Annotated in this window: 30 protein-coding genes and 1 pseudogene; 16 read left to right on the plus strand and 15 right to left on the minus strand. The window is 73.7% G+C overall.

The features are described from left to right. Positions 1 to 3: 3 nt before the first annotated feature. The 3 genes and pseudogenes from DRB96_RS40670 to DRB96_RS40680 form a co-directional block, all read left to right on the plus strand. Positions 4 to 1,395, plus strand: a pseudogene (locus tag DRB96_RS40670) (biotin carboxylase N-terminal domain-containing protein); the annotation flags it as partial. Positions 1,396 to 1,711: 316 nt separating this feature from the next. After that, positions 1,712 to 2,143: a hypothetical protein gene (locus tag DRB96_RS40675; RefSeq protein ID WP_162689155.1), complete on the plus strand. Its 432-nt coding sequence runs from the start codon at positions 1,712 to 1,714 to the stop codon at positions 2,141 to 2,143. 14 nt (positions 2,144 to 2,157) lie between these two features. Continuing rightward, positions 2,158 to 2,607, plus strand: coding sequence for a hypothetical protein (locus tag DRB96_RS40680; RefSeq protein ID WP_162688728.1), 450 nt, complete (start codon positions 2,158 to 2,160; stop codon positions 2,605 to 2,607). 72 nt (positions 2,608 to 2,679) lie between these two features. On the opposite strand, the gene DRB96_RS40685 is transcribed toward DRB96_RS40680, so the two are convergent. The 7 genes from DRB96_RS40685 to DRB96_RS45605 all read right to left on the minus strand — a co-directional run bounded on the left by DRB96_RS40685 (position 2,680) and on the right by DRB96_RS45605 (position 9,126). Further along, a complete protein-coding gene (locus DRB96_RS40685) occupies positions 2,680 to 3,735 on the minus strand; it encodes a PDR/VanB family oxidoreductase (RefSeq protein WP_112452873.1) in 1,056 nt (351 codons plus the stop codon). Continuing rightward, positions 3,732 to 4,649, minus strand: a complete 918-nt coding sequence (locus DRB96_RS40690; protein WP_112452874.1) for a metal-dependent hydrolase — start codon at positions 4,647 to 4,649, stop codon at positions 3,732 to 3,734. The genes DRB96_RS40685 and DRB96_RS40690 overlap by 4 nt, the downstream gene beginning before the upstream one ends. Then, on the minus strand, positions 4,592 to 6,880 hold the full coding sequence (locus tag DRB96_RS40695; protein WP_239517908.1) for a YfhO family protein: 2,289 nt from the start codon (positions 6,878 to 6,880) through the stop codon (positions 4,592 to 4,594). The genes DRB96_RS40690 and DRB96_RS40695 overlap by 58 nt, the downstream gene beginning before the upstream one ends. A gap of 161 nt (positions 6,881 to 7,041) precedes the next feature. Then, positions 7,042 to 7,305 (minus strand): hypothetical protein, encoded by a 264-nt coding sequence (locus DRB96_RS40700; RefSeq protein ID WP_112452875.1) that lies wholly within the window; start codon positions 7,303 to 7,305, stop codon positions 7,042 to 7,044. After that, on the minus strand, positions 7,302 to 7,583 hold the full coding sequence (locus DRB96_RS40705; protein WP_112452876.1) for a hypothetical protein: 282 nt from the start codon (positions 7,581 to 7,583) through the stop codon (positions 7,302 to 7,304). Before DRB96_RS40705 ends, DRB96_RS40700 begins: the two co-directional genes overlap by 4 nt. A 60-nt stretch (positions 7,584 to 7,643) precedes the next feature. Continuing rightward, positions 7,644 to 8,534 (minus strand): peptidoglycan-binding protein, encoded by an 891-nt coding sequence (locus DRB96_RS40710; RefSeq protein WP_112452877.1) that lies wholly within the window; start codon positions 8,532 to 8,534, stop codon positions 7,644 to 7,646. 169 nt (positions 8,535 to 8,703) lie between these two features. Beyond that, the gene (locus tag DRB96_RS45605) at positions 8,704 to 9,126 is read right to left on the minus strand and encodes an IclR family transcriptional regulator (RefSeq protein ID WP_343234715.1); all 423 of its coding nucleotides are present in this window, start codon (positions 9,124 to 9,126) and stop codon (positions 8,704 to 8,706) included. Here DRB96_RS45605 and DRB96_RS45610 point away from each other — a divergent pair. The 4 genes from DRB96_RS45610 (at position 9,025) to DRB96_RS40735 (ending at position 11,222) form a co-directional block, all read left to right on the plus strand. Then, positions 9,025 to 9,387 (plus strand): hypothetical protein, encoded by a 363-nt coding sequence (locus tag DRB96_RS45610; RefSeq protein ID WP_239516629.1) that lies wholly within the window; start codon positions 9,025 to 9,027, stop codon positions 9,385 to 9,387. The two genes, DRB96_RS45605 and DRB96_RS45610, sit on opposite strands and share 102 nt — an antisense overlap. A gap of 4 nt (positions 9,388 to 9,391) precedes the next feature. Next, a complete protein-coding gene (locus DRB96_RS40720; protein WP_112452879.1) occupies positions 9,392 to 10,120 on the plus strand; it encodes a class I SAM-dependent methyltransferase in 729 nt (242 codons plus the stop codon). Continuing rightward, positions 10,121 to 10,597, plus strand: a complete 477-nt coding sequence (locus DRB96_RS40725; RefSeq protein WP_112452880.1) for a hypothetical protein — start codon at positions 10,121 to 10,123, stop codon at positions 10,595 to 10,597. A gap of 157 nt (positions 10,598 to 10,754) precedes the next feature. Then, a complete protein-coding gene (locus tag DRB96_RS40735; RefSeq protein WP_112452881.1) occupies positions 10,755 to 11,222 on the plus strand; it encodes an NUDIX domain-containing protein in 468 nt (155 codons plus the stop codon). 359 nt (positions 11,223 to 11,581) lie between these two features. Here DRB96_RS40735 and DRB96_RS44060 read toward each other — a convergent pair whose 3' ends face one another. Continuing rightward, positions 11,582 to 13,192 carry a hypothetical protein gene (locus tag DRB96_RS44060; RefSeq protein ID WP_204357945.1) on the minus strand — a complete coding sequence of 537 codons (1,611 nt, stop codon included), beginning with the start codon at positions 13,190 to 13,192 and terminating at the stop codon, positions 11,582 to 11,584. Positions 13,193 to 13,507: 315 nt separating this feature from the next. Between DRB96_RS44060 and DRB96_RS40740 the strand changes: the two genes are divergently transcribed. After that, positions 13,508 to 14,023: a gluconokinase gene (locus DRB96_RS40740; RefSeq protein WP_112452882.1), complete on the plus strand. Its 516-nt coding sequence runs from the start codon at positions 13,508 to 13,510 to the stop codon at positions 14,021 to 14,023. An 8-nt stretch (positions 14,024 to 14,031) separates the two neighbouring features. On the opposite strand, the gene DRB96_RS40745 is transcribed toward DRB96_RS40740, so the two are convergent. Together DRB96_RS40745 and DRB96_RS40750 are read right to left on the minus strand one after the other, a co-directional pair. Continuing rightward, a complete protein-coding gene (locus tag DRB96_RS40745; protein ID WP_112452883.1) occupies positions 14,032 to 14,268 on the minus strand; it encodes a hypothetical protein in 237 nt (78 codons plus the stop codon). Beyond that, complete coding sequence (locus tag DRB96_RS40750) at positions 14,265 to 15,401, minus strand: hypothetical protein (RefSeq protein ID WP_112452884.1); 1,137 nt, start codon at positions 15,399 to 15,401, stop codon at positions 14,265 to 14,267. The genes DRB96_RS40745 and DRB96_RS40750 overlap by 4 nt, the downstream gene beginning before the upstream one ends. Between DRB96_RS40750 and DRB96_RS40755 the strand changes: the two genes are divergently transcribed. The 3 genes from DRB96_RS40755 to DRB96_RS40765 all read left to right on the plus strand — a co-directional run bounded on the left by DRB96_RS40755 (position 15,400) and on the right by DRB96_RS40765 (position 18,127). After that, on the plus strand, positions 15,400 to 16,707 hold the full coding sequence (locus DRB96_RS40755) for a histidine kinase (RefSeq protein WP_204357946.1): 1,308 nt from the start codon (positions 15,400 to 15,402) through the stop codon (positions 16,705 to 16,707). The genes DRB96_RS40750 and DRB96_RS40755 overlap by 2 nt on opposite strands. Beyond that, the gene (locus tag DRB96_RS40760; protein WP_112452885.1) at positions 16,704 to 17,324 is read left to right on the plus strand and encodes a response regulator transcription factor; all 621 of its coding nucleotides are present in this window, start codon (positions 16,704 to 16,706) and stop codon (positions 17,322 to 17,324) included. The genes DRB96_RS40755 and DRB96_RS40760 overlap by 4 nt, the downstream gene beginning before the upstream one ends. Positions 17,325 to 17,497: 173 nt before the next feature. Continuing rightward, a complete protein-coding gene (locus DRB96_RS40765; RefSeq protein ID WP_112452886.1) occupies positions 17,498 to 18,127 on the plus strand; it encodes a nuclear transport factor 2 family protein in 630 nt (209 codons plus the stop codon). Positions 18,128 to 18,153: 26 nt separating this feature from the next. Here DRB96_RS40765 and DRB96_RS40770 read toward each other — a convergent pair whose 3' ends face one another. Both DRB96_RS40770 and DRB96_RS40775 read right to left on the minus strand, forming a co-directional pair. Further along, positions 18,154 to 18,789 (minus strand): response regulator transcription factor, encoded by a 636-nt coding sequence (locus tag DRB96_RS40770; RefSeq protein WP_112452887.1) that lies wholly within the window; start codon positions 18,787 to 18,789, stop codon positions 18,154 to 18,156. Beyond that, complete coding sequence (locus DRB96_RS40775) at positions 18,786 to 19,160, minus strand: ATP-binding protein (RefSeq protein ID WP_112452888.1); 375 nt, start codon at positions 19,158 to 19,160, stop codon at positions 18,786 to 18,788. Before DRB96_RS40775 ends, DRB96_RS40770 begins: the two co-directional genes overlap by 4 nt. 57 nt (positions 19,161 to 19,217) lie before the next feature. Between DRB96_RS40775 and ssuE the strand changes: the two genes are divergently transcribed. The 4 genes from ssuE to DRB96_RS40795 all read left to right on the plus strand — a co-directional run bounded on the left by ssuE (position 19,218) and on the right by DRB96_RS40795 (position 22,657). Further along, positions 19,218 to 19,775, plus strand: a complete 558-nt coding sequence (gene ssuE / locus DRB96_RS40780; RefSeq protein ID WP_112452889.1) for an NADPH-dependent FMN reductase — start codon at positions 19,218 to 19,220, stop codon at positions 19,773 to 19,775. A gap of 115 nt (positions 19,776 to 19,890) precedes the next feature. After that, positions 19,891 to 20,922 (plus strand): ABC transporter substrate-binding protein, encoded by a 1,032-nt coding sequence (locus DRB96_RS40785; RefSeq protein ID WP_112452890.1) that lies wholly within the window; start codon positions 19,891 to 19,893, stop codon positions 20,920 to 20,922. Positions 20,923 to 20,930: 8 nt separating this feature from the next. Next, positions 20,931 to 21,761 (plus strand): ABC transporter ATP-binding protein, encoded by an 831-nt coding sequence (locus DRB96_RS40790; protein WP_112452891.1) that lies wholly within the window; start codon positions 20,931 to 20,933, stop codon positions 21,759 to 21,761. Beyond that, positions 21,758 to 22,657: an ABC transporter permease gene (locus tag DRB96_RS40795; RefSeq protein ID WP_239516593.1), complete on the plus strand. Its 900-nt coding sequence runs from the start codon at positions 21,758 to 21,760 to the stop codon at positions 22,655 to 22,657. Before DRB96_RS40790 ends, DRB96_RS40795 begins: the two co-directional genes overlap by 4 nt. 31 nt (positions 22,658 to 22,688) lie before the next feature. On the opposite strand, the gene DRB96_RS40800 is transcribed toward DRB96_RS40795, so the two are convergent. Then, positions 22,689 to 22,880 carry a hypothetical protein gene (locus DRB96_RS40800; RefSeq protein WP_112452892.1) on the minus strand — a complete coding sequence of 64 codons (192 nt, stop codon included), beginning with the start codon at positions 22,878 to 22,880 and terminating at the stop codon, positions 22,689 to 22,691. Positions 22,881 to 23,173: 293 nt separating this feature from the next. Between DRB96_RS40800 and DRB96_RS40805 the strand changes: the two genes are divergently transcribed. Beyond that, entirely contained in the window at positions 23,174 to 24,088 is a 915-nt protein-coding gene (locus DRB96_RS40805; RefSeq protein WP_162688937.1) for a hypothetical protein, read from the plus strand. Positions 24,089 to 24,114: 26 nt separating this feature from the next. Here DRB96_RS40805 and DRB96_RS40810 read toward each other — a convergent pair whose 3' ends face one another. Both DRB96_RS40810 and DRB96_RS40815 read right to left on the minus strand, forming a co-directional pair. Beyond that, positions 24,115 to 24,480, minus strand: a complete 366-nt coding sequence (locus DRB96_RS40810; protein ID WP_112452894.1) for a hypothetical protein — start codon at positions 24,478 to 24,480, stop codon at positions 24,115 to 24,117. Between the two features lie 47 nt (positions 24,481 to 24,527). Next, entirely contained in the window at positions 24,528 to 24,818 is a 291-nt protein-coding gene (locus tag DRB96_RS40815; protein WP_112452895.1) for a hypothetical protein, read from the minus strand. Positions 24,819 to 24,878: the final 60 nt, after the last annotated feature.

Raw genomic sequence — 24,878 nt, forward strand, 5'->3', positions numbered from 1 at the left:
CACATGACGAACCTGAAGAACCTGACCTCCGTCCTCGTCGCCAACCGCGGCGAGATCGCCGTCCGCGTCTTCCGCACCGCCCGCGCCCTCGGCCTGGCCACCGTCGCCGTCCACTCCGACCCCGACGCAGACGCCCTGCACGTGCGCGAGGCCGACGCGGCCGTACGGCTGCCCGGCGCGGCCCCCGCCGACACCTACCTGCGCGGCGACCTCGTCATCAAGGCCGCCCTCGCGGCGGGCGCCGACGCCGTCCACCCCGGCTACGGCTTCCTCTCCGAGAACGCCGGCTTCGCCCGCGAGGTCCAGGCCGCCGGACTCACCTGGATCGGCCCGCCGCCCCGGGCCATCGAGGCCATGGCGTCCAAGACCCGGGCCAAGGAGCTGATGCGCGCCGCCGGCGTCCCCCTCCTGGAGCCCGTCGACCCGCACACCGCCACCGCCGCCGACCTCCCCCTGCTCCTCAAGGCCGCGGCGGGCGGCGGAGGCCGCGGGATGCGGGTCGTACGGGACCTGGACGCGCTCAAGGAGGAACTGGAAGCCGCCTCCGCCGAGGCGCGCTCCGCCTTCGGTGACGGCGAGGTCTTCGCCGAGCCCTACATCGAACGGGGCCGCCACGTCGAAGTGCAGATCCTCGCCGACTCCCACGGCACCGTCTGGGCACTCGGCACCCGCGACTGCTCCCTCCAGCGCCGCCACCAGAAGGTCATCGAGGAGGCCCCGGCGCCCGGCCTGCCCGAAGCCCTGCGCGCGAGCCTGGCCGAGGCGGCCGTCGCCGCCGCGCGGGCGGTCTCGTACCAGGGCGCGGGCACCGTCGAGTTCCTCGTCACCGCGGACGGCCGCCCCTTCTTCCTGGAGATGAACACCCGACTCCAGGTGGAACATCCCGTCACCGAGGCCGTCTTCGGGCTCGACCTCGTCGCGCTGCAACTGCGGATCGCCGAAGGCGCCCCGCTGCCCCTGACCCCTCCCCGGCCCACCGGGCATGCCGTCGAGGCCCGCCTCTACGCCGAGGACCCGGCCCAGGACTGGCGCCCGCAGACCGGGACGCTGCACACCCTCGCGGTCCCCGGCGAGGTCCGCGTGGACACCGGATTCACCGACGGGGACGCCGTCTCCATCCACTACGACCCCATGCTCGCCAAGGTCATCGCGCACGCCCCGACCCGCGCCGAGGCCGTCCGGGCCCTCGCCCGCGCCCTCGCCGGAGCCCGGATCCACGGGCTCACCACCAACCGCGAACTCCTCGTACGGTCCCTGCGGCACCCCGAGTTCACCGCCGGGCGGCTCGACACCGGCTTCTACGAACGCCACCTGCCCGCCCTCACCGAAACCGCCCCCGACGACCGGGCCCCCGCGCTCTGCGCCCTGGCCGCCGCCCTCGCCGAGGCGGCCAGGGCGCAGAGCGCGGGGGCCCGGTCGTCGGGGGGGCGGGAAGCCCAAGGGCCTCCTCGGCAGCAACATGATGCCCGTGGTCTACGACCCGATCCTCACCCCGCTCTTCCTGAAGATCCAGCAGCAGGAGGCAGAGGCGGCGGCGGAGACGCATCGGCTCCACTCGCAGATGTGCCAGGCCGACCCGATCCTGCTGGCGTGCACGGAACCGGCGGCCAGCACGCTGGCGCCCGACGTGTCGGTCCAGGATGTCGCGGCCCTGTGGGTGTCGGGCCTCGGCCCCACCGACTTGACCTTCGGCGACGGCTCCACGCTGGCCATGCAACTGGCCGCGACGAAGCTGGCTGAGGACGCCCGCACCAAGGCCATGGAGCTGTCCAAGTCGACCAACGAGGGCTACTTCGACAACCTCGCCAACTATTCGATTTCCGACCTCGAGGGGATGGAGTTCGCCGGCCAGCTGTACCAGGACCTGCGCAGCATGGGGAACGGCCTGGAGGACCCGAACTCCATGAAGGTCCTGCTCGGCTCGTTCAAGATCACGGGTCGCGTGGTGGCCACCTCGGACGAAGGGGTCCAGGTGGAGTTCACCGTCAGGGAGGAGACGGACCTCTCGTCCTTCGCACACCTGGTGACCGGCTACGACGGCCTGGATACCCTGATCGTCTCCCAGTTCGACGAGGGAGGCATCGGTGGCTTCGCGCGGCGGAGGAACCTGACCGTGTCGTGGCGAGAGACCCTGAGGTACTGATGAAGGACACCGGAATGACCGGACGCCGGCGCATCGCGGTGCGCACGCTCCTGTGGACGCTGGCCCTGATCACGACCGTGTCGGGGTGCGGGTCCTCCGGCGGCGGGCCATCGCTGAAGGACGCCGCCGGCGTCCAGCGTGCCGAGATGGTCGGCGGCTGGAAGGACGGGTCGATCGGCGGAGTGACGTTGAAGGAGGACGGCACCTTCGCGGCCGACAAGCTGCGCGCGGACGCCCTGCCGGGCGGGGGGGTCACCTCACCCGGCAAGGGACTCGTCGCGGGCAGCGGAGAGTGGGTGCTCACCAACATCGGGGACGAGTCCCGGGTCGACCTGCGCTTCACCGGCGGCGGCACCGTCGGCATAGAGGTGAAGGACCAGGGCGGTCTGAAGGTCCTCGCCACCTGGACCGGTGACGGACGGCACGCACTCCTCAAGAAGGAGGCCGCCACCCCCGCACCGTAAGGCGACGGCACGAGGCCCCGGAGACTTCGGTCTCCGGGGCCTTCCCGCGTTCACGTGCCCGTGGCCGGGCCCCTACAGGTCCAGGACCAGGCGGTCCGCGGCCGCGCGCGAGACGCACAGGAGCATCGAGTCCTCACGTTCGCCGTCCGTGAGCAGCGCGTCCCGGTGGTCGACCTCCCCCGACAGGACCCGGTGCAGGCAGGTGCCACAGAAGCCCTGTTCGCAGGAGTACGGGGTGTCCGGCAGCTCGCGGCGCACCGCGGCCAGGGTGGATTCCGTCGCCGCGACCTCGACGGTCCGGCCCGAGCGGTGGAGTTCCACCGTGAAGGGCTTCGCGTCGCCCGCCCCGGCCGCCGGGGAGAAGCGCTCCAGGTGGACCGGGACCCCCGCGGGGGCCGCCGCCCGGACCGCCTCCATCAGCGGCGCCGGGCCGCAGCAGTAGACCAGGGTGCCCTCGGGGCTCCCGGAGAGCGGGGCCAGGTCGGGGAGGCCCGCCTCGTCCTCCGGGAGGATCGTGACCCGGTCCCCGTACGCCTCGAGCTCCGCCAGGAACGGCATCGAGGTGCGCGAGCGGCCCCCGTACAGCAGGGTCCAGTCGGCGCCCGCCGCCGTGGCCGCCCGCAGCATCGGCAGGATCGGCGTGATGCCGATGCCGCCCGCGACGAAGGCGTACGAGGGGGAGGGCTCCAGGGGGAACCGGTTGCGCGGCGGGCGGACGGACAGCTCCGCGCCCTCCACCAGCTGCGCGTGCGCCTCGCGCGAGCCCCCGCGGCCGTCCTCGACGAGCCGGACCGCGATCGTGTAGCGGCCCTGTGCGGCCGGGTCGCCGCACAGGGAGTACTGGCGGACCACGCCCGAGGGGAGCGCCACGTCCACGTGCGCGCCCGGGGCCCACGGGGGGAGCTCCGGGGACTCCAGCACCAGGGACAGCACGCCCTGCGCCGGCTCCGTACGGGAGACGATCAGCGTGGGGATCCAGCGGCGCGGCGAGTAGCCCGACACCGGGTTCTCCAGCGCCGGCAGCGGCCAGAGCGGCGAGCCGCCGTTGATGCGCCGGCCGATCGCCCGTTTCGCCAGCCACGCCGTGCCCGCCAGCGCCACCACGGTCGCCGCCGTGCCCCGCCTCATGCCGTGAAACCGCCGTTCGCGCCGGGGGAGGAGGCCAGGTAGGCGACGGCCTGGGCCGTCGAGCCCTCCTGCGAGGGGTGGTACGTACGCGAGAGGTACGTCGGGATCGACTTCAGCATGGCGCCCGTGGAGGGCAGGGTGCCCTTGCGGCCGGCGCGGTGGAACTGGCCGAACGAGGCCTTGGAGCCGGGCCGTTCGGGGTCGTGCTCCATGAAGTAGCGCGACCCGCGCTGCCACAGGAAGACCAGCGCGGTGAAGGCGGTGGCCCAGGTCCTGGCGCGGCGGCGGTAGTTGCCGTCCACGTGCATGAAGAGGTCGAAGGCCACCGAGCGGTGCTCGACCTCCTCCGCGCCGTGCCAGCGCAGCAGGTCCAGCATCATCGGATCGGCGCCCCGGCGATCCAACTCCTCGGCGTTCAGCACCCAGTTGCCGAGGAACGCCGTGTAGTGCTCGATCGCCGCGATCATCGCCACGCGCTCCATCAGCCACCACTTGCGCGCCTTGCCCGGCGGCAGCGTCCGGTCACCGAGCAGCTTCTCGAAGAGCCAGTCGACCTGGGCGGTGTAGGGGGTCGGGTCCAGGCCCAGCCGCTTGAGGTGGGGCAGTACGTCGTCGTGCGCCGTGGCGTGCATGGCCTCCTGGCCGATGAAGCCGACGACGTCCGCCCGCAGTGCCTCGTCCGTGATGTACGGGAGCACCTGCTTGTAGACGTGCACGAACCAGCGCTCGCCCGCCGGGAGCAGGAGGTGCAGCACGTTGATGGTGTGGTTGGCGAAGGGGTCGCCGGGCAGCCAGTGGAGCGGGGTGTCCTCCCAGGAGAAGGACACGTTCCGGGCCTTGAGGCCTCCCGTGAGGTCTATGTGTTCCGTGTGTTCCGACGCCACGAAGGCGGGCGCGGGCGGCGTATTAGACATGGCGTCAATGTACTGATGGGTACAGGGGAGGGAAACCCCTCTGCGGCCACTTCCTGCCGCCGCCCGCGCCCGCGCCCCCGGCCGAGATCCCCGGCGCCCCCGCCGCCAAGTACACCGACTCGGCCGCCGCCACCAATGCTGCCGCGGCGCGCATGGCCGCCGCGGCGCCGAAGCCCGCCCCCGCACCCCCCCCCCCCCCCCCCGCCGCCCCGCGCCCGACGCCCACCCCCACCCCCGCCCCGGCCGCCCACCACGCCGTGCCCGCGCCGCCGAACCCCGCGCCCCAGGCGCGCCGCACGGGCATCGTCCGCCCGCGCGCCCCGCCCTCCGCGCTCCCCCGCCCCCAGCCCCGTTATTCGTTTTTTTTTTTCAGACAGAAGACGGCATACGGGATCAGGCCTAGTCTCGGGGCATCGGAGGGTTGTATAAGAGACAGGGCCGGAGCGGACGGTGACCAGGGGCGGGGCGGGGAACTTCGAGCCGGTCCAGGTGTCCGGGGCGGACCCGGGGCGGACCCGCGCGCCGATCGAGAAGATCGCGTCCAGGACGGGGTTGTCGGCGCCGAAGAAGGTCCGGCCGTCGTTCTTGTAGCCGTAGCCGAGGGGTTCGAGGGCCCGGAACGTGGCCTCGGGCAGGTAGCTGCTGTAGTACTGCGGCCCCTCCGCCCGCAGGGCGAGGGCGTCGTTGTACGAGGTCTGCGGGGAGCCCGAGTCGGTCCGGTGGGCGGGCCAGCCGTCCACGGAGCGGACCGCTTCGAAGTGGCGGGTGATCGACTGGCTCGAAGTGGCGATCGGCTTCGCCCAGCGTTCGCGCGAGCGGCGGGCGTCGGCGTTGGCCGCGGCCGCCGTCGACTCGGCGAAGACGACGCAGACCATCAGCACCGCGGCCGCGGGGACCAGTGCGCGGCGCTTCTCGCCCAGCGCCAGCAGGACCAGGGCCAGCAGGGAGGCCGCGCCGCCGCCGAGGACCGCCGGCCAGGTCGCGCCGCCGAAGTCGTTGGTGTGCCGGAGCACGAAGGTGGCGGCGACCAGCAGGGCGGCGGTCAGCGCCAGGTGGAGCGGGCGCGGCCGGTTGGCCAGGGACAGCCAGGCGATGACCACCAGCATGCCGCTGAAGACGAAGGCCTCGCGGTAGGGGTTGCCGTTCGGCACCGCCAGCCCGTGCCACGCGTACTGGGTGGGCGGGAACTGGAAGGAGAGCAGGACGAGCAGGGTCGCCGCCGCCCACACCAGCCGGGTCTTGCGCGCCACGGCCGCGTTGAAGAGGAAGGACCCGGCCAGGATCAGGCCCAGGGAGGCCACGTACAGCCGGGGCCGGCCGCCCCACAGGTAGGTGCCGGGGAGCATGCCCGTCAGGAAGACCTCGATCCGCACGGGATCGAAGGAGGCCGCCTTGGTGGGCTGCGCGGCCCCGCTGGAGAGGAACGAGGGCAGGAGGAGCGGGAGCGTGAGCAGGATGCCCGTCGCGGCGGCCGTCCCGGCCCGCCACGCGGCGCGCAGCCGCTGCGGGCCCGTCATGTCGAGGAGGATCAGGCGGACGGCGAGCAGGACGCAGGCCGCCATCGTCGCCATCATCGCCGTGTAGAAGTTTCCGGCCCAGGCGAGCGCGACCAGCAGGGCGACCCCGGGCCAGCGGCGCTGCTCCAGGCACCACTCGACGCCGATGCCGAGGAGCGGGAGCGCGACCAGGCCCCACATCCACATGGGGATGTACGAGGCGTCGCTGAGCGCCCAGCCGCACAGCCCGTACACGGCTCCGAGGACGCCCCGCTGCCACCACGGGCCGGGGTGCAGCTTGCCGAGGTAGACGCACATGACGGCGGCCGCGGCGCCCATCGTCACCGGGGTGATCGCGAAGACGGCGAGGTCGACGTGGGCGCGGGGGACGAGGACGGCCAGCCAGGAGAAGGGGTTGCCGAGGTACGTGTGGTAGTCGGACAGGAACTGCTGACCGAAGCCGCCGCGCCAGGTGAACAGGACGTCTCCGGCGGCCTGTCCGTGCACCAGGTCCCACAACGCCCGGTGGAAGGGCACGTACTGGTTGGCCTGGTCGTTGACGGCGCGGCCGGTGTCGCCGAAGGGGAAGGTGCCGCGGGCGATCCAGGACGCGCAGAAGGCGCCCGAGGCGAGGAGGAACGCGAGGAGCGGACCGTACAGGCGCGCGGCACGGCGCGGCGCGGGCCGGTCCTGATCGGGGGGTGGACTGCTTCGCTTCGCGGGCTCGACGGCCACGGTCCCCAATGCTCTGCTCCCTGCTGATCGACCGCCACGGGCGGTGGTTCGTCCTGATCGTCAGTCTAGGTCGGCGGCACGGGCCCCCGTTCGGCCCCCGATCGAGGGCGGGCGCGGCCGGGACGGTCCGCTGACGGACCGTCCCGGCCGGCCATCACCCGCTAGCGGCCGGTGATCTGCCAGGCCGTCATGGCGATCGCCGAGACCGCCGCGAGCGCGGTGACGCTGGCCAGCGGCCAGCGCGCCCGCTCCAGGGTGTCCAGCCGGGACTCGTGGTCGGCGAGTTGACGGTCGGTCTGGTCGCTGCGCTGGACCAGGAGGGCCAGTGACCCGTCGACACGGGCGAAGCCGGCCTCCATGGTGCCGCGCAGCCTTTCCAGTTCGACGGCCACGGACAGCGCGTCCGACATGTGGGGTTCCGTCATGCGCGCTCGTCCTCCGCCCGTTCGTCGCGGTCGATCAGGGCGAGCAGCGCCCGGTCGGCGTCGTACGGCCACTCCGTGCGCAGCCAGCCGGGAAGTACGGCCTGTACGCCGGGCAGGGCCATCACGCGGGCGAGGGCCCCGGCGGCGGCGAGGGCGCCGGCGACCCAGGGCAGTGCGGCGGGGATGCCGGAGGCGTCCACGACGGCGGGGAGCAGGACGGCCATCGCCAGGGCGGTCTGGACGAGTGTGCGCAGGGTGCGCTTTCCGGCTTCGGACATGGTGGTGCCTTCTTTCGGTGGAGCGGCGAGGGGCGGCGGGGCTGCGGGGCGGCGGCCGGGTCAGCCGCGGTACGGGACCTTCAGGGCGTCCCAGGAGGTGCGGCCCGGCCAGCCGTCGGCGTCGGCCCCGGTGAAGCCGAGCGCGCGCTGCCACTTCGCGTACGAACGGCGGTCGGCGTCGGTCCACTGCGGGCCGGGGCCCTCGACGTAGTCGGAGCAGCCCTCGGCGACCAGGCGCTCGCCCATGGCGGTGACGACCGGGGAGTGGGGGAGGGCGGTGAAGAAGCCGGCGCCGGGGAACGGCTGGTGGCGCTCGCCGCCGGCCGGCGGGGTGGTCCCGGTGCCCTGGCCGCCGGGGGCGGCCGCGAGGCGGGCGGCGATCCGGGCGCGCATGTCCTCCATGGTGAAACCGCGCGGGTCGACCTTGGTGTTGGTCCACTCCTTGTGGCCGATGACGGAGGGGGCCTGCCAGCCGTGGGCCCGGCACAGGGCGGCCGAGGCGCGCTCGATGGCGTCGAGCTGGGCGGCGGGCCACGGGTCGCGGCCGTCGCCGAGGTTGACGCACTCGAAGCCGTAGAGGTGGGCGTTGCCGTCGGTGTCGTTGCGGCGCGGCTCCGGCAGCGAGGTCTCGGCGGCGACGGCGTCCAGGACGTCGCCGTCGCCGAGGCCGGCGTGGTTGGTGCGGCCGTGGCCGATCAGGTGCACGGTGCCGGCCTTGTCGATGACCGCGTGGCAGAGGGGGCCGGGCAGCTGGGCGTAGCCGTCGCGGCAGAGGGCGACGCTGCTGTCCGTACCGCTGGTGACGGTGTGGTGGATCACGACGCCGTTCACCGGGCCCCAGGCGCCCTTGTGGTTGCGGTTGTGGGTGCGCCAGCCGGTGTGCTCGACGACGTCGACGCCCTCGGCGCGGAGCGCTGCCAGGAGGGTGTCGGCGGTGAGGGGGGTGGCCATGGTGGTCTCCTTCGGACATGCGAAAGCCCCGGGCCGGGGGTCGTCGGCAGGGTCAGCGGTGTAAAAGGGCCAGGACCAACGGGGTACGGGGGAACGGCGGCCGCGGTGGCCAGGAGGGGGACCACCGCGGCCGCCGCATGCGCGCGTCCGCGTGGAGGTCCGGGCGCCGTCAGCCGCCGAGCCGGAGCAGCCGCTCCACGCCCCGCGCGGCCTGCAGCAGCGCCGGCGAGAACCGCTCCAGCTCCTCCCGCGTGGTCAGGAAGGTGACCCCGGTCAGGCTCAGCGCGCCCACCGGCACGCCGTCGCGGTCGAAGAGGGGCGCGCCCACGCAGCGTACGGAGGCCTGGTTCTCCTCGTCGTCGACGGCGTAGCCGCGCGTACGGACCCGTTCCAGCTCCGCCGTGAGCGCGTCCGGTTCGGTGAGGGTCCGCGGGGTCAGGGCGGGCAGGCCGGCGGCGCGGACGATCTCCTCGGCCTCCGCCGGCGGCAGGTGCGCGAGGACGGCCTTGCCGGTGGCGGTGGCGTGCGCGGGGATCCGCGCCCCGACGCGCGAGGCGGTCCGGAAGGGCTGGTCGCTCTCGATCTTGCGGATGCACGTGAGCGCGTCGCCGCTGCGCAGCGCCAGGTGGACGGCCTGGCCGGTGCACTTCTGCAGGAACTCCAGCAGTTCGACGATGCCTTCGGGCCGGTCGGTGGAGACCCGGGCGGCGAGGGTGCGCAGCCGCAGGCCGACGCCGTAGCTGCCGCGGCCGTCGGTGACGGCGTAGCCCTGTTCGACGAGGGAGGCCAGGATCCGGCCCTGCCCGACACTCCCGAAGACGCGCCGCCGGCGGGCACGAGGTCATTAGGCTGACCGTGTGTTCACCTCAGAGGGCCCGACCCTGCGCGAACTGGCCGTACAGGCCCTGTCCTCCGTCGAGCGGGGCTACGACCTGCTGGCGCCCAAGTTCGACCGGACCCCCTTCCGCACCCCCGACCGGATGCTCGACGCCGTCGAGGAGACCCTCGCGCAGCGGGAGGGCTCCTTCGCCACCGGGCTCGACGTGTGCTGCGGTACGGGCGCCGGCCTCGGGATGCTGCGCCGGCTGTGCCGGGGCCGGGTGACGGGCGTGGACCTGAGCGCGGGGATGCTGGCCGAGGCCGGGCTCGCCCACCCCGAGGAGCGCGTGGACCTGCTGCGGGCCGACGCGCGGGCCCTGCCGGCCGGGCTCCGGGACTCGTACGACCTGGCGGTCAGCTTCGGCGCCTTCGGGCACTTCCTGCCGGCCGAGCGGCCCGCGGTCTTCGCCGGGGTCCACGCGGCCCTGCGCCCCGGCGGCGTCTTCGCCTTCCCGATCGGCGCCCCGATCCCGCCGAGCCGCCCGGCCTGGTGGGCGCTGACCGGCTTCGACGCGGCGATGCGCGTGCGCAATGCCGTCCGGCGGCCGCCGTTCGTCATGTACTACCGGACCTTCCCCTTCGGGCCCGTACGCGCTGACCTGCGCGCGGCGGGCTTCACCGTGGAGACCGTCCCCCTGACCCCCTTCGGCCGGCGCGCGGACGGCACCCCCCACTGGCGGCTGGTCCTGGCCCGGAAGGCGGCGTAGATGAGCGACCCGCAGACCGCGTTCCCGCTCCCCCGGGGCGCGACGGGCTTCCGCCACGTCAGCGAACCACCGCTGCCGGACACCGACCCCGAGGACTGCCGCACCGCCTGGCAGGCGGCCGCCCTGGCGGCCGGCGGACGGGTCGACGACTTCGTGGAGGAGTGCTACCCGCAGAACTTCCACAGCGCCACGCTCACCGACCGGGAGGGCGCCGCGCACGTCGCCCTCTTCCACGTCCACCACCCGCTGGTCGCCTTCGTGGACGAACGCCGCTTCGGCTACACGGACGAGTTCCAGGACCCCCCGCCCTGGGCGGCCACCCTCACCGACTCCGGCTTCACCGTCCTGCCCGCCACGCTCCTGCGCTCCCCGTTCTCGGAGGCGGACACCTCGGCCCTCGCGGAGACGGAGCGGAGCGAGATCGACTACTGGCAACCACACACCATCGGCACGGCCGTCTTCAACATGTGGGACTGACGGCCGCCGGTCGCCACACGAGGGCCGGTAGGCCGGGCCCTCACGGTCACCCTCCGGCACCTGCGACGGCGTCAGACGGATGGCATGTTCGACAGATTCTCCGCCCACGTCGAGGAGTTGTGGAGCCGAGGTCGCGACGTACGGGAAGTGGAGCGAGATGCCCAGGCGTGACTACGAGGACGACCCCCGAGCCCCCAAGGCGAACAGCCTCGTGCCCGCCGCCTCGGCCGTCGTCGTGGACGAGGGCGGGCGCATCCTCTTGCAGCGACGCGCCGACAACGGGATGTGGGCTCTGCCCGGCGGGAAGATGGAGCTCGGCGAATCCGTCGGGGATTGCGCCATCCGGGAGACCTTCGAGGAGACGGGGGTGACGGTCGAGATCGTCGGGATCGTCGGGACGTACACCAACCCGGGCCACGTCTTCTCCTACGACGACGGCGAGGTGCGGCAGGAGTTCTCGATCTGCCTCCTCGCCCGGCCCACCGGAGGAAGCCTGCGCGTGTCGGACGAGTCGTTCGAGGTGGCGTGGTTCGCGCCGGAGGCCGTGGACGGCCTGCCGATGGTGCCGAGCATCCGCAAGCGCATCGACGACTGGAGGGCCGGCCGGGGACCCGTCGTCCGCTGATCTGCGCACGGGCAGACGTTGCGGCAGATCAACTGCCGCGCCCTGGCGTTCAGTAGCCGGGCCGGGCCGGGACGACGGGGGCGTCGGTCGCGCTCCGGGCACCCGGAAACACTGGATCGTCGTCAGGTCCGCGCGCTGAGGCGCGGGGCGAACTTGCGTGCGGGAGGCCGGGGTTGCCGGGTCGTGGTGGGGCGCGTCCCGGTGGGGCCCGATGCTTCTTTTGGTTCAAGTACTGGGAGAAAGAACTCATCCCAAACCCCACCAGGCCTCCCGCTGCGCGGGCTCTCACTCACACGGGTGAATCGGCCAACTGAGGTGGATTTCGCGGTGGTTGTCTGGCATATGCTCGCCCCGACAACTCAGACATCAGACATGAGACGGCCCCCGACGGGACTGCGAATCCCGATCGAGGGCCTGACCACACAGGAAGCACAACCTTCCCCATGGCTTCGGTGCACTTTACCGCGCCCACGCGCGCGACATACGGGGTTCGACACTCCAACGTCCGGCTCACCGGGCGGTTCACGGTCGTGAGCAACGACCTCATCCAGCATCCCGAGATGTCGGCCGTCGCGCGGATCCTGGGGATCTACATCCAGTCGCTGCCCGCCGGAACCCCCATCGGGATCAAAGACCTGGTCAAGCAGCTTCCGCTCGGGGAGACCTCGATCGCCAACGGGCTGCGGGAGCTGGTCGCGTTCGGGTATCTGGAGCGGTCGTTGGAGAGCCTGCCGGGTGGACGGATCGTCACCCGTACGGTGTCCTTCAACCACCCCCGAGCGGCGGCCGTCTCCCGTCCCGCCGCCCCTCCCGCCGCCCGTCCCGTCGCCCTTGCCGCAGCTCCGACCGCCCCGCAGCCGGACCCGGAGCCCCGCCCGGACCCGGAGCCCGAGCCCGACCCGGAGCCGGAACCCCGCCGGGCGGGCCGCGACCGCTCCGGGCTGCGGGTTCACGGGCGCCCAGGGCGCGTTGCAGGTGACGGCGCGCCCGTTGGTCTCGCAGTGGGTGTGGTAAAGCGTGCCCGTCTTGGTGAGTGCCTTGACCTTCACGTCGTTGCCCTGGATGGCCAGTGCCACGGAGCAGACGTCGGCCGGATAGCCGGTGACGGGTGCCACGGTGAGGTCGGTCCAGGTGAAATCGCCCCAGAAGCCGGCCATGTCGCGGGTGCGGCGGCCGAGGTGGGTCTTGCCGTCCTTGAGGACCAGGGCGAACTCCTCGGAGTTGTTGGGCATCTGGTTGTCCACCGAGGCGCACGGGCCCTGCGGGCCGGGGCGTCCCTGCGGGCCGACCGGTCCGAGCGGGCCGAGTGCTCCGCCGGTGCCGACGGGACCCGCGGCCCCTTGGCGGCCGGGCGGGCCCGCGAAGCCCTGGGGTCCCGCGGTGCCGGGCAGTCCGGGCAGGCCCTGCGCGCCGGGCGGGCCGGCCGGGCCTGCCGCGCCCTGCTGGCCCTGGGAACCGGCGGGGCCGGTGTCCCCGGTGCGGCCGGGGTCGCCCTTGGGCCCCGGGTCGCCCTTGCGGCCGAGGGGCCCCCGGTCCCCCTTGGAGCCCGCGGCCCCCGACTCGCCCTTGGGGCCCGGCGGGCCGGCGTCGCCCTTGGCCCCGGCTTCGCCCTTGGGTCCCGCCTCGCCCTTGGCCCCGGCCTCGCCCTTGGGCCCGGGGCCGCCCTTCTCCCCCTTGGAACCCGGCGGGCCGGCCGGTCCCTGCGAGCCCCTGGGCCCCTGGGGGCCGGCCTGGCCGGGGCACGGATGGGCGGTCCCCGGAGCCGCTCCGGGGCTCCCGAGCCGGGCGCAGCTCGTACCCGGGCCCCCGGACTCCGGTGCGGAAGCCGCGGCGCGGCCGGCCGGCTCCCCCGCCCCGCCGCCCTCGGAGGCGGCCGCGGGGACCGCGAATCCGCCCAGTGCCACCGCCACCGGCAGCACGAGGCCGCCCGCGAGCCGGGCCCTTCGTCCGGTTCTTGCTGTGGATGACATGCGAGTACCCCTTCGGCGAACGGAATGGTCGTGCGCTCCGGCCGGAGCGAGGGGGAGCATCTCCCGGACGGGGGTCCGATGAAGATCAAAAACGTTAATGTCGCCGCATCGTCAGCGAGTTGGTCCAACGACACGCGGTGGCGGTACGCCGAACAGCGGGGCGGCCGGACGCCCGGACGGGTCCGGTGGGAGCACCGGGCCGCGCGGAACCCTTGGACAGGGGCTGCGCGATGGGCTTCAGTGGTGCCGGGCGCCGCACACGTCGGCCGGGCGCCGTACGGGCCGGTGCCGGCGAGGACAGCGAGGTGTTCGGGGATGCGCGTCATGGTGGTGATGGGCGTGGCCGGGACGGGCAAGACGACCGTGGGCCGGCTGCTCGCCGAAGAGCTCGGCCTTCCGTACGCGGAGGGCGACGACTTCCACCCGGCGGCCAACGTGGCCAAGATGTCGGCCGGCACTCCCCTGGACGACACGGACCGGTGGCCCTGGCTGGACGCCATCGGCGAGTGGATGCGCAACCGGGCCGGCCTCAGCGGCGGGGTCGTCGCCGCCTCCGCCCTCAAGCGCGTCTACCGCGACCGGCTGCGCGCCGCCGCTCCCGGGACCGCGTTCGTCCACCTCACCGGGGAGCGGCCCCTCATCGAGAAGCGGATGGCGGCGCGCAAGGGGCACTTCATGCCCCTCGCGCTGCTGGATTCACAGTTCGCCACGCTGGAGGCGCTCCAGGCGGACGAGGCCGGCGTCCTCGTCGACGTGTCCGGGAGCTCGCAGGAGGTCGCGCACCGCGCCCTCGCCGCCCTGCGGCAGCTCCCCTCGGGCCAGGACCTGTAGGCCGTCTCTTACGGGGTGCCCGGGGGGCGGGGTTCGGCGAGTTGCGCCGCCGCCAGGTCGAAGCCGCCCGCCGCCGTGGCGCAGCGGTCGGCGAGGCCGGCCACCTCGGCGCGCAGCGCGTCGGCCCGCGGGCCCTGCCAGCGCAGGTCGCCCGCGGCGCGGCGCAGGCGCTCGGCGTGCGAGCGCAGGGCCGCCGAGTGGGCGCGCAGGCCGTCGGCCGGGGCAGGTGCGGGGGCGTCCGTCACCGGGACCTCCCCGGGGCGAAGGCGTCGGGGACGCCCGGGACGCCGACGAGATGGCTCCCGGTGACCCGGCCCCGGAAGTCCGCCAGCTCTCGCGCCGCGGACCGCGGGTCGTGGCACACCCGGACGGCCGGGTAGACGGTGGTGAAGTCCCGGCTCGCGGCGAGCAGTACGGCCGCCGGCCCGCCTGGTCCGCGGCCGATCAGGGCGAGTGTGGTTCCGGAGGGCACGAGGCGGCGCAGTGTCGCGGCCACCGTGCGCGCGTAGGCGGCGTACGCGTCGGCGGTGTGCCCGGAGTCGCCCGGCGGACCGGCGAGTTGGACCACGCACCGCTCGGTGCCGTCCGGTCCGGCGACCGTTTGGAGCAGCACGGCGCCACCGGCCCCGGCGATCCGATCGGCGTTGCGCCCGTACCCCGCCGGGGTACCGGTGGTGTCCAGCTCGGCGAGGAGGCCGGGGTCCGGCTCGGCCCAGGCCGGAGCCCGGTCGAAGAAGGCCCGGAAGGCGGCGCCGAGCCCGAGCAGCGGTTCGGCCGCCACGGCCCGGCCGGTGGCGACCTGCCAGCCGGCGTGGTCGTTGAAGGGGTTGTCGTCGGTCAGCGCGCTCCAGGCCAGGATGTCGGCGAAGGACGGGTTCAGCAGGGCGAAAGCGGGTCCGGCGCCCTGTCGGCGCACGAGGTCGCGGAACTCCCGGACGGCGTCGGCCTGCCGGTCCTCCTCGACGGCCCGGAAGACCTCCGCGGCGGCCGGGTCCGCCGGCATCCCCGGATTGCTCGTGCACGCGGCCCGGATCCGGCTCTTGAGGCCGCACACCGCGAGGCTGACGGCGAGGCTCTCCCGGCCGGCGAGCACTCCGGCCAGCCAGCCGGCCCGCGCGACGCCCCGGCCGCGCGGGGCCCAGCCGAGTCCGGCCGGGTCGGCGAGGACGCGCAGCAGCGTGCGCCAGGCCGTCCGGCGGCGACTGCCGCGGGCCAGGGCGGTGACCGGCAGCCGGGAGCCGAGGGCCAGCCGGGAAGCGTAGTGGGCGGCTTCGCCGACGGCGTCGGCCGCCTCGGCCAGCTCCCGGCACAGGGCTCCCAGCTGATCGGCGTCCGGGTCGGTGGACCCGGTGGTCGCGGAGGGCGCGGCGTCGGACATGGATTCCTCGTCGGGTCGGACGGACGGCGGGCGGGTCGGGACCGGCGCGCCGGCGGGCGTCGGCCGCTCGCCGGGCGGTACCGCTGCCCCCGGCGGCAGCACGCCGGCGGGCGGCCCGGACCGTACGGGGCGGGCCGTCTGGGATTCGGCCGGCCCGGCCCCGGGCTCGGCCGGCACCGCCGTCGTCTCCGGGGACTTCCTGCGCCTCGCCGAACTGCGGCGCGGACAGACGGTCGAGATCCCCCGCGCCGACCGGCGTACGGCCGTGTTCACCGGCATCACCCTCGCCCTGCTCTACGTCCTCGGCCCCGCCCTGGGCGCCGCCCCCACCCTGCGCCGGCTCCTCTGGCTCGGCCTGGTCGTCGCCGTCTGGGTGGTCCTCGTCGTCCTCGCGCCGAGCTTCGCCTGGTGCGCCGTGCCGCTCTTCTACACCGCCCTGCGCACCCTGCGGCCCCGCGCCGCGATCGTCCTCGTCGCGCTGCTGACGGTCTTCGTCGTCGCGGCCCAGCTCAAGCTCTCCCAGGCCGGCGCCGAGCCCTTCGACCCCAACCTCCTCCTGGCCCCGCCGGCCGTCGCCGCGCTCGCCACCGCCGTCTTCGTCCACATGGAGCGCCAGGCCACGGCCCAGCGCACCCTGATCGACGACCTGATCCGCACCCGCCGGGAACTCGCCGCCACCGAACGCCGCGCGGGCACCCTCGCCGAACGCCAGCGCCTGTCCATGGAGATCCACGACACCCTGGCCCAGCACCTGTCCAGCCAGCAGATGCTGCTCCAGGCCGCGGACCGCACCTGGGACACCGACCCGGCCACCGCACGCGCCCACGTCCGCACCGCCACCGAGATCACCGCGCGCGGCCTCGCCGAGGCCCGCCGCCTGGTCCACGACCTCGCGCCGCCCGAACTCGCCGGCGGCGGCGGCCTCGCGGACGCCCTGCGCGCGCTGGGCGCCGGCCCGGACATCGAGGTCCGCTTCCATCTGGAGGGCACGCCGGTCCCGCTGCCCGACCGTGCGGAGTCGGCGCTGCTGCGCATCGCCCAGGGCGCGCTGGCGAACGTACGGGAGCACGCGGGCGCCCGTACCGCCGCCCTCACCCTCAGTTTCCTCGGCGACCAGGTCGTCCTGGACGTCGCGGACGACGGTCACGGCTTCGCCGGTACCCGCCCCGCCTCCGGGGAACGGGGCCACGGCCTCCCCGCGATGCGCGCCCGCGTCCGCCAGCTCGGCGGCAGTCTGACCATCGAATCCACCGCGGGCGAGGGCACGGTCCTCTCGGCGTCGATCCCCCTGGAGCACACTCCATGACCACGATCCTCCTGTGCGACGACCACGTGGTGGTCCGCGCCGGCCTGCTGGCCCTGCTCGGCAGCGAGCCGGACATCGAGGTCCTCGGCGAGGCCGGCAGCGGCGAGGAGGCGGTCGCGCTCGCGGCCAAACTCCACCCCGACGTGGTCCTGATGGACCTCCAGCTCGGCGAGGGCATCGACGGCGTCGAGGCCACCCGCCGCATCACCGCCGCCCCGAACCCCCCGTACGTGCTCGTCCTGACCACCTACGACACGGACGCGGACATCACCCGCGCCATCGGCGCGGGCGCCACGGGCTACCTCCTCAAGGCCGAACGCCCCGAGGAGCTCTTCGCCGCGATCCACTCGGCGGCGCAGGGCCGCACCACGCTCTCCGCGCCGGTGGCCAGCCGCGTGATGGCCCACATGCGCGGCACCCGGCCCACCCTGACCGACCGCGAGCTCGACATCCTCGGCCAGCTGGCCCGCGGCCTCGGCAACCGCGACATCGCCCGTGCGCTGTTCATCAGCGAGGCCACGGTCAAGACCCACCTGGGCCGCATCTACGACAAGCTCGGCGTCGACACCCGTGCGGGCGCGGTCGCGGTGGCCAAGGAGCAGCGCCTCCTGTCCTGACGGTCCTGACGGTCCTGACGGTCCTGATCCGTCGGGCACATCGTCCATCCGTACGAGATCGCGGTCGTACGGCGCACCGATCCGCCGCGGACCCCGACACGGGAGGCTCGTCAGTGCCCGGACCGCCCCCGAACCGGCCCGGACGCCACCAGCCGTGTCGAGAGGAACCCGCCATGCCGACCACCGAATTCGCCCCCGAACGCCGCCGCATGCTCACCATGCTGGGCACCGGTGCCGCCGTAGCCGGGCTCGGCGCCCTCGCCGCCGCGACGCCGGCCGGCGCCGACACGACCGCCGCCACCAGCGCCGACGACTTCGAACTCGCCGCCTCCTACGGCTCGTCCACCGCCGTCGCGGACGAACTGGCCATCCGCCGCCTGCTGGAGACGTACCTCTACGCCGTGGACACCAAGGACAAGACGGTCTTCCGGACCCTGTTCACCGACGACGCCGTCCTGACCGTGATGGCCCACCCCGACGGCACCGCCGGCATCGTGAAGACCGGCATCGAGGCGGTCGTCGCCAACCTCGACGGCGCCGCGGCCTGGGGCTACTCCACCCACGTCACCGCCAACGCCTTCATCCGCCCCACCGGCCGGACGACCGCGACGGGCGACAGCCACGCCACCGCCCAGCTCGTCTACCCGGCCACCGCGACCGCGCCGGAGACCGTCATCGTGCGCGGCATCCGCTACCGCGACGAGTACGTGAAGGCCGCGGGCGTCTGGAAGATCCGCAAGCGCGTCTTCTCCCCCACCTGGCAGTACAACGGCGCCTCCCTCCAGATCGCCTACCCCAACTGACCCGCGAGCCCCCGGGCGGAACAGACCTAGTGCTGCGGCGCGATGAGGCCGCGGTCGACCGCCGCCCGCGCGGCCGCCGTACGGTTCTCCACCCCGAGCTTCTCGTAGACGTGCACCAGGTGGGTCTTGACCGTCGTCCCGCTGATGAACAGCGCCGAGCCGATCTCCCGGTTGGAACGGCCCGTCGCGATCAGCTCCAGGATCTCCGTCTCCCGGGCCGTCAGCACCGTCTTCGGCGCCCGGTACCGGTTCATCAGCCGCGAGACGACCGAGGGCGACAACGCCGACTCGCCCGCGGCGACCGTCCGCAGCGACTGGAACAGCTGGTCGGGCGGGGATCCCTTCAGCAGGTACCCCGCCACGCCCGCCTCCACCGCCCGTACGACGTACGCGTCGGACTCGTAGCTCGTCAGCACGACCACCCGGGGCGGTGCGGGCAGCCGGCCGATCCGCCTGGTCGCCTCCAGCCCGCACATCCCGGCACCCAGCCGGATGTCCATCAGGACCAGGTCGGGGGCCAGTTCCCGGACCAGCCGCAGCGCCGCGGCCCCGTCCGGCGCCTCCGCGCACACCTCGAAGTCGGGGCACCCGGACAGCAGGGCCCGCAGCCCCGCCCGCACCACCGGGTGGTCGTCGACCAGCAGGATCCGCGTACGCGTCATGCCGGATCCCGCACCGAACCCTGCACCGAACCCCGCACCGAACCCCGCACCAGACCCCGTACCGGATCCCCTACCGACCCCCGTACCGGATCCCCTACCGGAAGCCGGACCGACACCACCGTGCCGCCGCCCGGTGTGCTCTCCACCACGGCCCGGCCCCCCAGGTGCCCGACCCGCAGCCGCAGCAGCCGCAACCCGTCACGGCCGGCGCTCCCGCCCGCATGCCGCCCGGCCGGATCGAACCCGACGCCGTCGTCCCACACGTCCACGCTCACCGCGCACGCCTGGTAGGTGAGCGTCACGACCACGGCCGAGGCCCGCGCGTGCCTGCGTACGTTGGCCAGCGCGCCCTGGACCTCGCGCGTATACACCTTCGACGACGCCGACGAGCGTCAGATGTGTCTAAGGGACAGGCCAAGGAGCGCTCCGTGCCCAAGCTGCTCGCCCTCACCGGCAGCCCGTCCGTCCATTCCCGTACCGCCGTCGTCGCCGACCACGTGCTGCGCCGGCTGAACCACGCCGGGTTCGAGACCGCGCACCTCTCCCTGCGCGAGCTCCCCGCCGCCGACCTGCTCTCCGCCCGCCGCGGCGAGCCGGAGATCCGGCGGGCCCTCGAAGCCGTCGCCGAAGCCGACGGGGTCGTCATCGCGACCCCCGTCTACAAGGCCTCGTACACCGGACTGCTCAAGGCCTTCCTCGACCTGCTCCCGCAGGACGGACTGGCCGGCAAAACGGTTCTCCCGCTGGCCACCGGCGGCAGCCTCGCGCACGTCCTGACCATCGACTACGCCCTGCGCCCGGTCCTCGCCGCGCTCGGTGCCCGGCACGTGACCGCCGGCCGTTTCGTCCTGGACTCCTCCGTCGAGCGCGGGGACGGCCCCGACCGGCTGCGGCCCGAGGCCGAACTGGACCTCTTCCAGGCCGTCGACGAGTTCGCCGAGGCCCTGCGCGCCGCCCAGGCAGCCGTGCTCACCACCGCGCACTGACCTCCGTACGGACCAGCCGGCCCGTCAGCCCGCCAGTCAGCCCCGTCAGCCCGCCCGTCAGACCCGACCGAACCCACCAGTGCGACGCGCCCGACCGGATCGACAAGGAATCGCCATGACCGCAGCCTTCACCACGACCCGCACCTCCCGACGCCAGTTCCTCACCCTGCTCGGCATCTCGGCGGCCGCGGTGAGCTGCGGGACGGCGACCGCCACCGGCGCCCGCGGCAGCCAGGTCACCTCCCTGAAGTACCAGGGATCCGTCGGCGCGGTCACGCTCCCCGAACTCGCCGCCGAACTCGGCTACCTCGCAGACGTCACCCTGGACTGGGTCGGCAACACCATCAGCGGCCCCCAGGACATCCAGTCCGCCGCCACCGGCCAGACCCACTTCGGCGGCGCCTTCAACGGCGCGATCGTCAAACTGGCCTCCAGCAAGGCCCAGATCAAGGCCGTCACCTCCTACTACGGCTCCGACAAGGACACGTACCTCGGCTACTACGTCCTGGAGGACAGCCCGATCCGCTCCGCCCGAGACCTGATCGGCAAGAAGGTCGGCATGAACACCCTGGGCGCCCACGCCCAGGCCCTGCTGGACATCTACCTGGAGCGCAACGGCGTCCCCAAGGCCGATGCGGCCAAGGTCGAGTCCCTCGTCGTGCCGCCCGTCAACACCGAACAGGCGCTGCGGCAGAAGCAGATCGAGGTCGGCGTCCTCAGCGGCGTGCTGCGCGACAAGGCCCTGGCGGCCGGCGGCATCCGCCCGCTGTTCAAGGACTTCGAGCTCCTCGGATCCTTCAGCGCGGGCTCGTACGTGATGACCCAGCGCTTCATCAAGGAGAACCCGGACACCGTGCGGGCCTTCACCACGGGCGTCGCCAAGGCCATCGAGTGGTCCCGTTCCACCCCGCGCGAGGAGGTCATCGCCAAGATGACGGAGATCGTCAAGAAGCGCGGCCGCAACGAGGACACGGCGACCCTGCAGTACTGGCGCTCGTACGGGGTCGCCGAGCCCGGCGGCCGGATCGCCGACAAGGAGTTCCAGCTCTGGATCGACTGGCTGGGCGAGCGCGGCGAGGTCAAGAAGGGGCAGCTGAAGGCCGCCGACCTCTACACCAACGAGTTCAACGGATTCGGGAAGGGCTGAGGCGCGCCATGGCGAAGATCGTGTTCGAGTCCGTGACGAAGACCTTCCCGACGAAGGACAAGAAGAACAAGAAGAACAAGGAGCAGTTCACCGCCCTCGACGGCATCGACCTGGAGATCGCGGCGGGCGAGTTCCTGGTCGTCGTGGGCCCCAGCGGCTGCGGCAAGTCCACCCTCCTCGACCTGCTCGGCGGCCTGACCCCGCCCACCTCCGGCCGGATCCTGCTCGACGGCAAGCCGGTCACGGGCCCGGGACTGGACCGCGGCATCGTCTTCCAGCAGTACGCGCTGCTGCCGTGGCGCACCGCGCTCGGCAACATCGAATTCGGCCTGGAGGCCACCGGCGTACCGCGCCGCCTGCGGACGGCGAGGGCCCGGGAGTTCCTCGACCTCGTCGGTCTCACCGGCTTCGAGGACCGCCATCCGCACGAGCTGTCCGGAGGGATGCGCCAGCGCGTCGCCATCGCGCGCTCCCTCGCCTACGACCCGGACGTGCTGCTCATGGACGAGCCGTTCGCCGCGCTCGACGCGCAGACCAGGGAGTCCCTCCAGGACGAACTGCGCCGGATCTGGCAGAGCACCGGCAAGACGGTCGTGTTCATCACGCACGGCATCGAGGAGGCCGTGTACCTCGGGCAGCGGGTGGCCGTCATCACCTCCCGCCCCGGGCGGGTCAAGGAGGTCGTCCCGGTGTCGTTCGGCGACCGTTCCGCCGGGGCCACCGGAGAAGACCTGCGCTCCAGCCCGGAGTTCGCCCGCTACCGCCACGAGATCTGGACCCTCCTCCACGACGAGGTGGCCCGCGCCCAGCAACTGGAGAAGGAGGAGGCCACGGTATGAGCACCACAGTGGAGTCGGCGCAGGTCCAGGAGGCCCGGGTCGCGGAGCCGCCGGTACGCGATCCCGCGCCCCCGGCGGTACGGGAGCCCGCGCGGCCCCCCGTACGGGTGCCGGCCGCGGCCCTGGCCCTGCGGGTCCTGCGCGTGCTGCGGGCGGTGGCGCTGCGCTCGGCCGCGATCCTCGCCCTGCTCGCGCTCTGGGAGACGGCGCCGCGGCTGGGGCTCGTCGACGCGACGTTCCTGCCGCCGGTCAGCGAGGTCGCCACGGCGTGGTGGGGGCTGCTGGCCGACGGACAGCTCGGCGAGCACACCCGGGCCAGCCTGGTCCGCTCCTTCGGGGGCTTCGGCATCGCGGTGCTGGTCGCGGTGCCGCTCGGACTGCTGATCGGCTGGTACCGGCCGGTGGCCGCGCTGCTCGGGCCGCTGCTGGAGGTGTTCCGCAACACGGCGGCCCTCGCGCTGCTGCCGGTGTTCGTGCTGCTGCTGGGCATCGGGGAGACCTCCAAGGTCTCGATCGTCGTGTACGCCTGCGTCTGGCCGATCCTGCTGAACACCATCAGCGCGGTGGGCAACGCCGATCCGACGCTGGTGAAACTGGCGCGGTCCATGGACCTGTCCACGCCGAGGCTCTTCCAGAAGGTGATCCTGCCCGCGTCGGTGCCGGCCATCTTCACGGGCGTCCGGCTGGCCGGGGCCGTCTCGATCCTGGTCCTGGTGGCCGCCGAGATGATCGGCGCGAAGGCGGGCCTCGGCTACCTGATCAACGCCTCGCAGTTCAACTTCGCGATCCCCCAGATGTACGCGGGCATCGTCACCATCTCCGCCATCGGGCTGGTCTTCAACCAGGTCCTGGTCGCGATCGAACGCCGCCTGAGCGTCTGGCGCGTCCCGTCCTGACCCGGCGTCCCACCAGCGCGGGTGGGGGGGGTCAGGGGGTGTCGCGGAGCTCCCCGAGGGCGTCGTTCCAGCCCAGGGCGTACGCGCGGGTCTCGCGGGTGGTCACCTCGGCGTACAGGGAGTCGAGCAGGGCCCTCTTGTCCAAGGGGGCGGGTCCGTCCAGGAGCTGGCTGAGGCGGTCGTGGAGCGTGGTCTGCGGTGAGCCCTCAGCCTGCTGGGTCATGGAGGCCTGCCTTCCGATTGCTTGCCCTTGCCGTGTGGTGGCGCCGCGGACGAAGGGCGGGGGCACCGGTGAGCCGAACGGGTGTACGAATCGAGTTTGGAACATCCGTTCGATGTTTGTCGAGCCGGAAACCTCTGACGGCGTGTCCGGACCCTCATCCCCTAGGCCCCGTTGGCATCGGAACAGGGGGTTTCCGGACGACCGGGTACGCTGGGAGCCTGTTCCCCCGCCTGGGAAAATGCTGGTCGCGTGGGGCGTGGGGGAGCCCGGGGGCGGGAAGGCAGTGCTGACGCATGAACAGGGACAGCGGTACCAGGGGGCGTGAACATGCGGTCGACTGGCTCGAAGTAGCAGTCGACCTGCCCCATTTGTTCGCCAGGCTGTCCGAGCTCGTCCACGGGGCGGGATACGCGCCCGGGGACCTGGTCCTGATACCGCGCTCCGAACTGGACCGCCGCGAGACCGCCTCCTTCACCGCCGGCTGGGCCGAGGCCATGGGCGAGGACCTGCCCCGCCTCCGGCGCGAGTACGAGAAGCGGGTCGCCGAGGCGTACGCCGCGGGTACCGCCGGCCGTCGCGGCGAGCCGAAGGGCGCGGGTCAGGGCCGAGGACAGGGCCGAGGACAGGGCCAAGGCCCGGGCCAGGGCGCCGATGTGATCCGGCTGCCGGTCACCGCGCTGATCGAATCGCCCGCTCCTGTCCGCGAGGCCGAGGAGCGGATGCGCCGGGCCCACGCCATCCTCGACCGGCGGTCCGAGGCGGAAGCCGGCCCCGCCACCGGGCCGGACACCGCCGATGACCTCGACGGCACCGCCCACGCCCACGCCGCCGAGCCCGACGCGACCGCCGGAGAGCCTCGCGCGCACGAGGAGCCGGCCGCGTCGGCGGAACCGGTGGAACCCGCCGAACCGGTGGAACCCGCCGAACCCGAACCCGACGCCACCGCCGCGGCGTTGCTCCCCGCGCAGATCCGGGAGAAGCGCACGCCGCCGGCGAGCCGCAAGGTCGCACGCCGCAACGGGCGCCCGATCGTGCCCCCGCTGGACTCCGTACCCGTACAGCCGCGCGCGCAAGGCCCGGCCGCGGACTCCCAGGCGACCGCGGGAGCGGGGCGCCGGAGCCTGGCGGCCCGGGCCCGCGCGCTCGCGGACGAGATGGATTCGAAGTCCGGCGGTGGCAGGCCCGTGGCCCCGGAGGGCGGCCGCTGACGCGCCGCCCCCCCGGGGTCCCGTGCTCAGCCGAAGAACCGCTGGAGGGTCTCCGGCGCGGGAGCCGGCTCCGCGGTCTGCGGGTCGGGCCCGTCCCCGTCGGCGGAGCCCTCGAAGGGCTTGCCGTCGGGCCGGGGCACCGGCTCGGGCGGATCCGGCGGATCGTCGTCCTCGGCGGTGTTGACCGAGGCGAACATCCAGTTGGCGGCCGCCAGGTGGTCCACGGCCGCCGCCAGCAGGTGGTCGGTCACCGACCAGTCCGCGGCCTCACCGAACAGCTCCCGGTTGAGCGAGCTGTCCCGCGGCAGGTGCTTGAGCAGGACCTGCAGGCGCCGCGAGGAGAGCTCCCCGCGGTGCCAGTCCAGCAGGTCCTTGCCGTAGTAGCGGAGCAGGTCCGCTTCGAGGGCCTCGGCGTGTTCGTCGACGAACTCGACGAGGCTCAGCCTTCCCCCAGGCCGAGCCCGGTCTCCTTGCCGTACGCCTCGAGGATCGCGGCGATGTCCTGCATGGTGACGTCGTGCTGCTCGAAGCGGGAGAACTGCTTCTCGCCCATGAGGAGCCGGAGCAGACCGTCCACGTCGTTGTCGTCGAGCCCGCGCAGCCCCTGGGCGGCGGCCCGGGTGAGTTCGGTGGGAAGGGTGTACGTCTCGCCGTCCAGCTCGAAGGACCAGGTGCGGCCGAGGGCCTCCTGGCGCTGGGCGCGGGCCGCGTTGACGTCGAAGCCTGCCATGGTGGTGGGTTCTCCTCTGGGTGCGGGGAAGAGTCGGGGCGAAGAAGGGGGGCGGGGCGG

Origin of the sequence: Streptomyces sp. ICC1 (genome assembly GCF_003287935.1) — a bacterium.
GTDB classification, from domain to species: domain Bacteria; phylum Actinomycetota; class Actinomycetes; order Streptomycetales; family Streptomycetaceae; genus Streptomyces; species Streptomyces tritrimontium.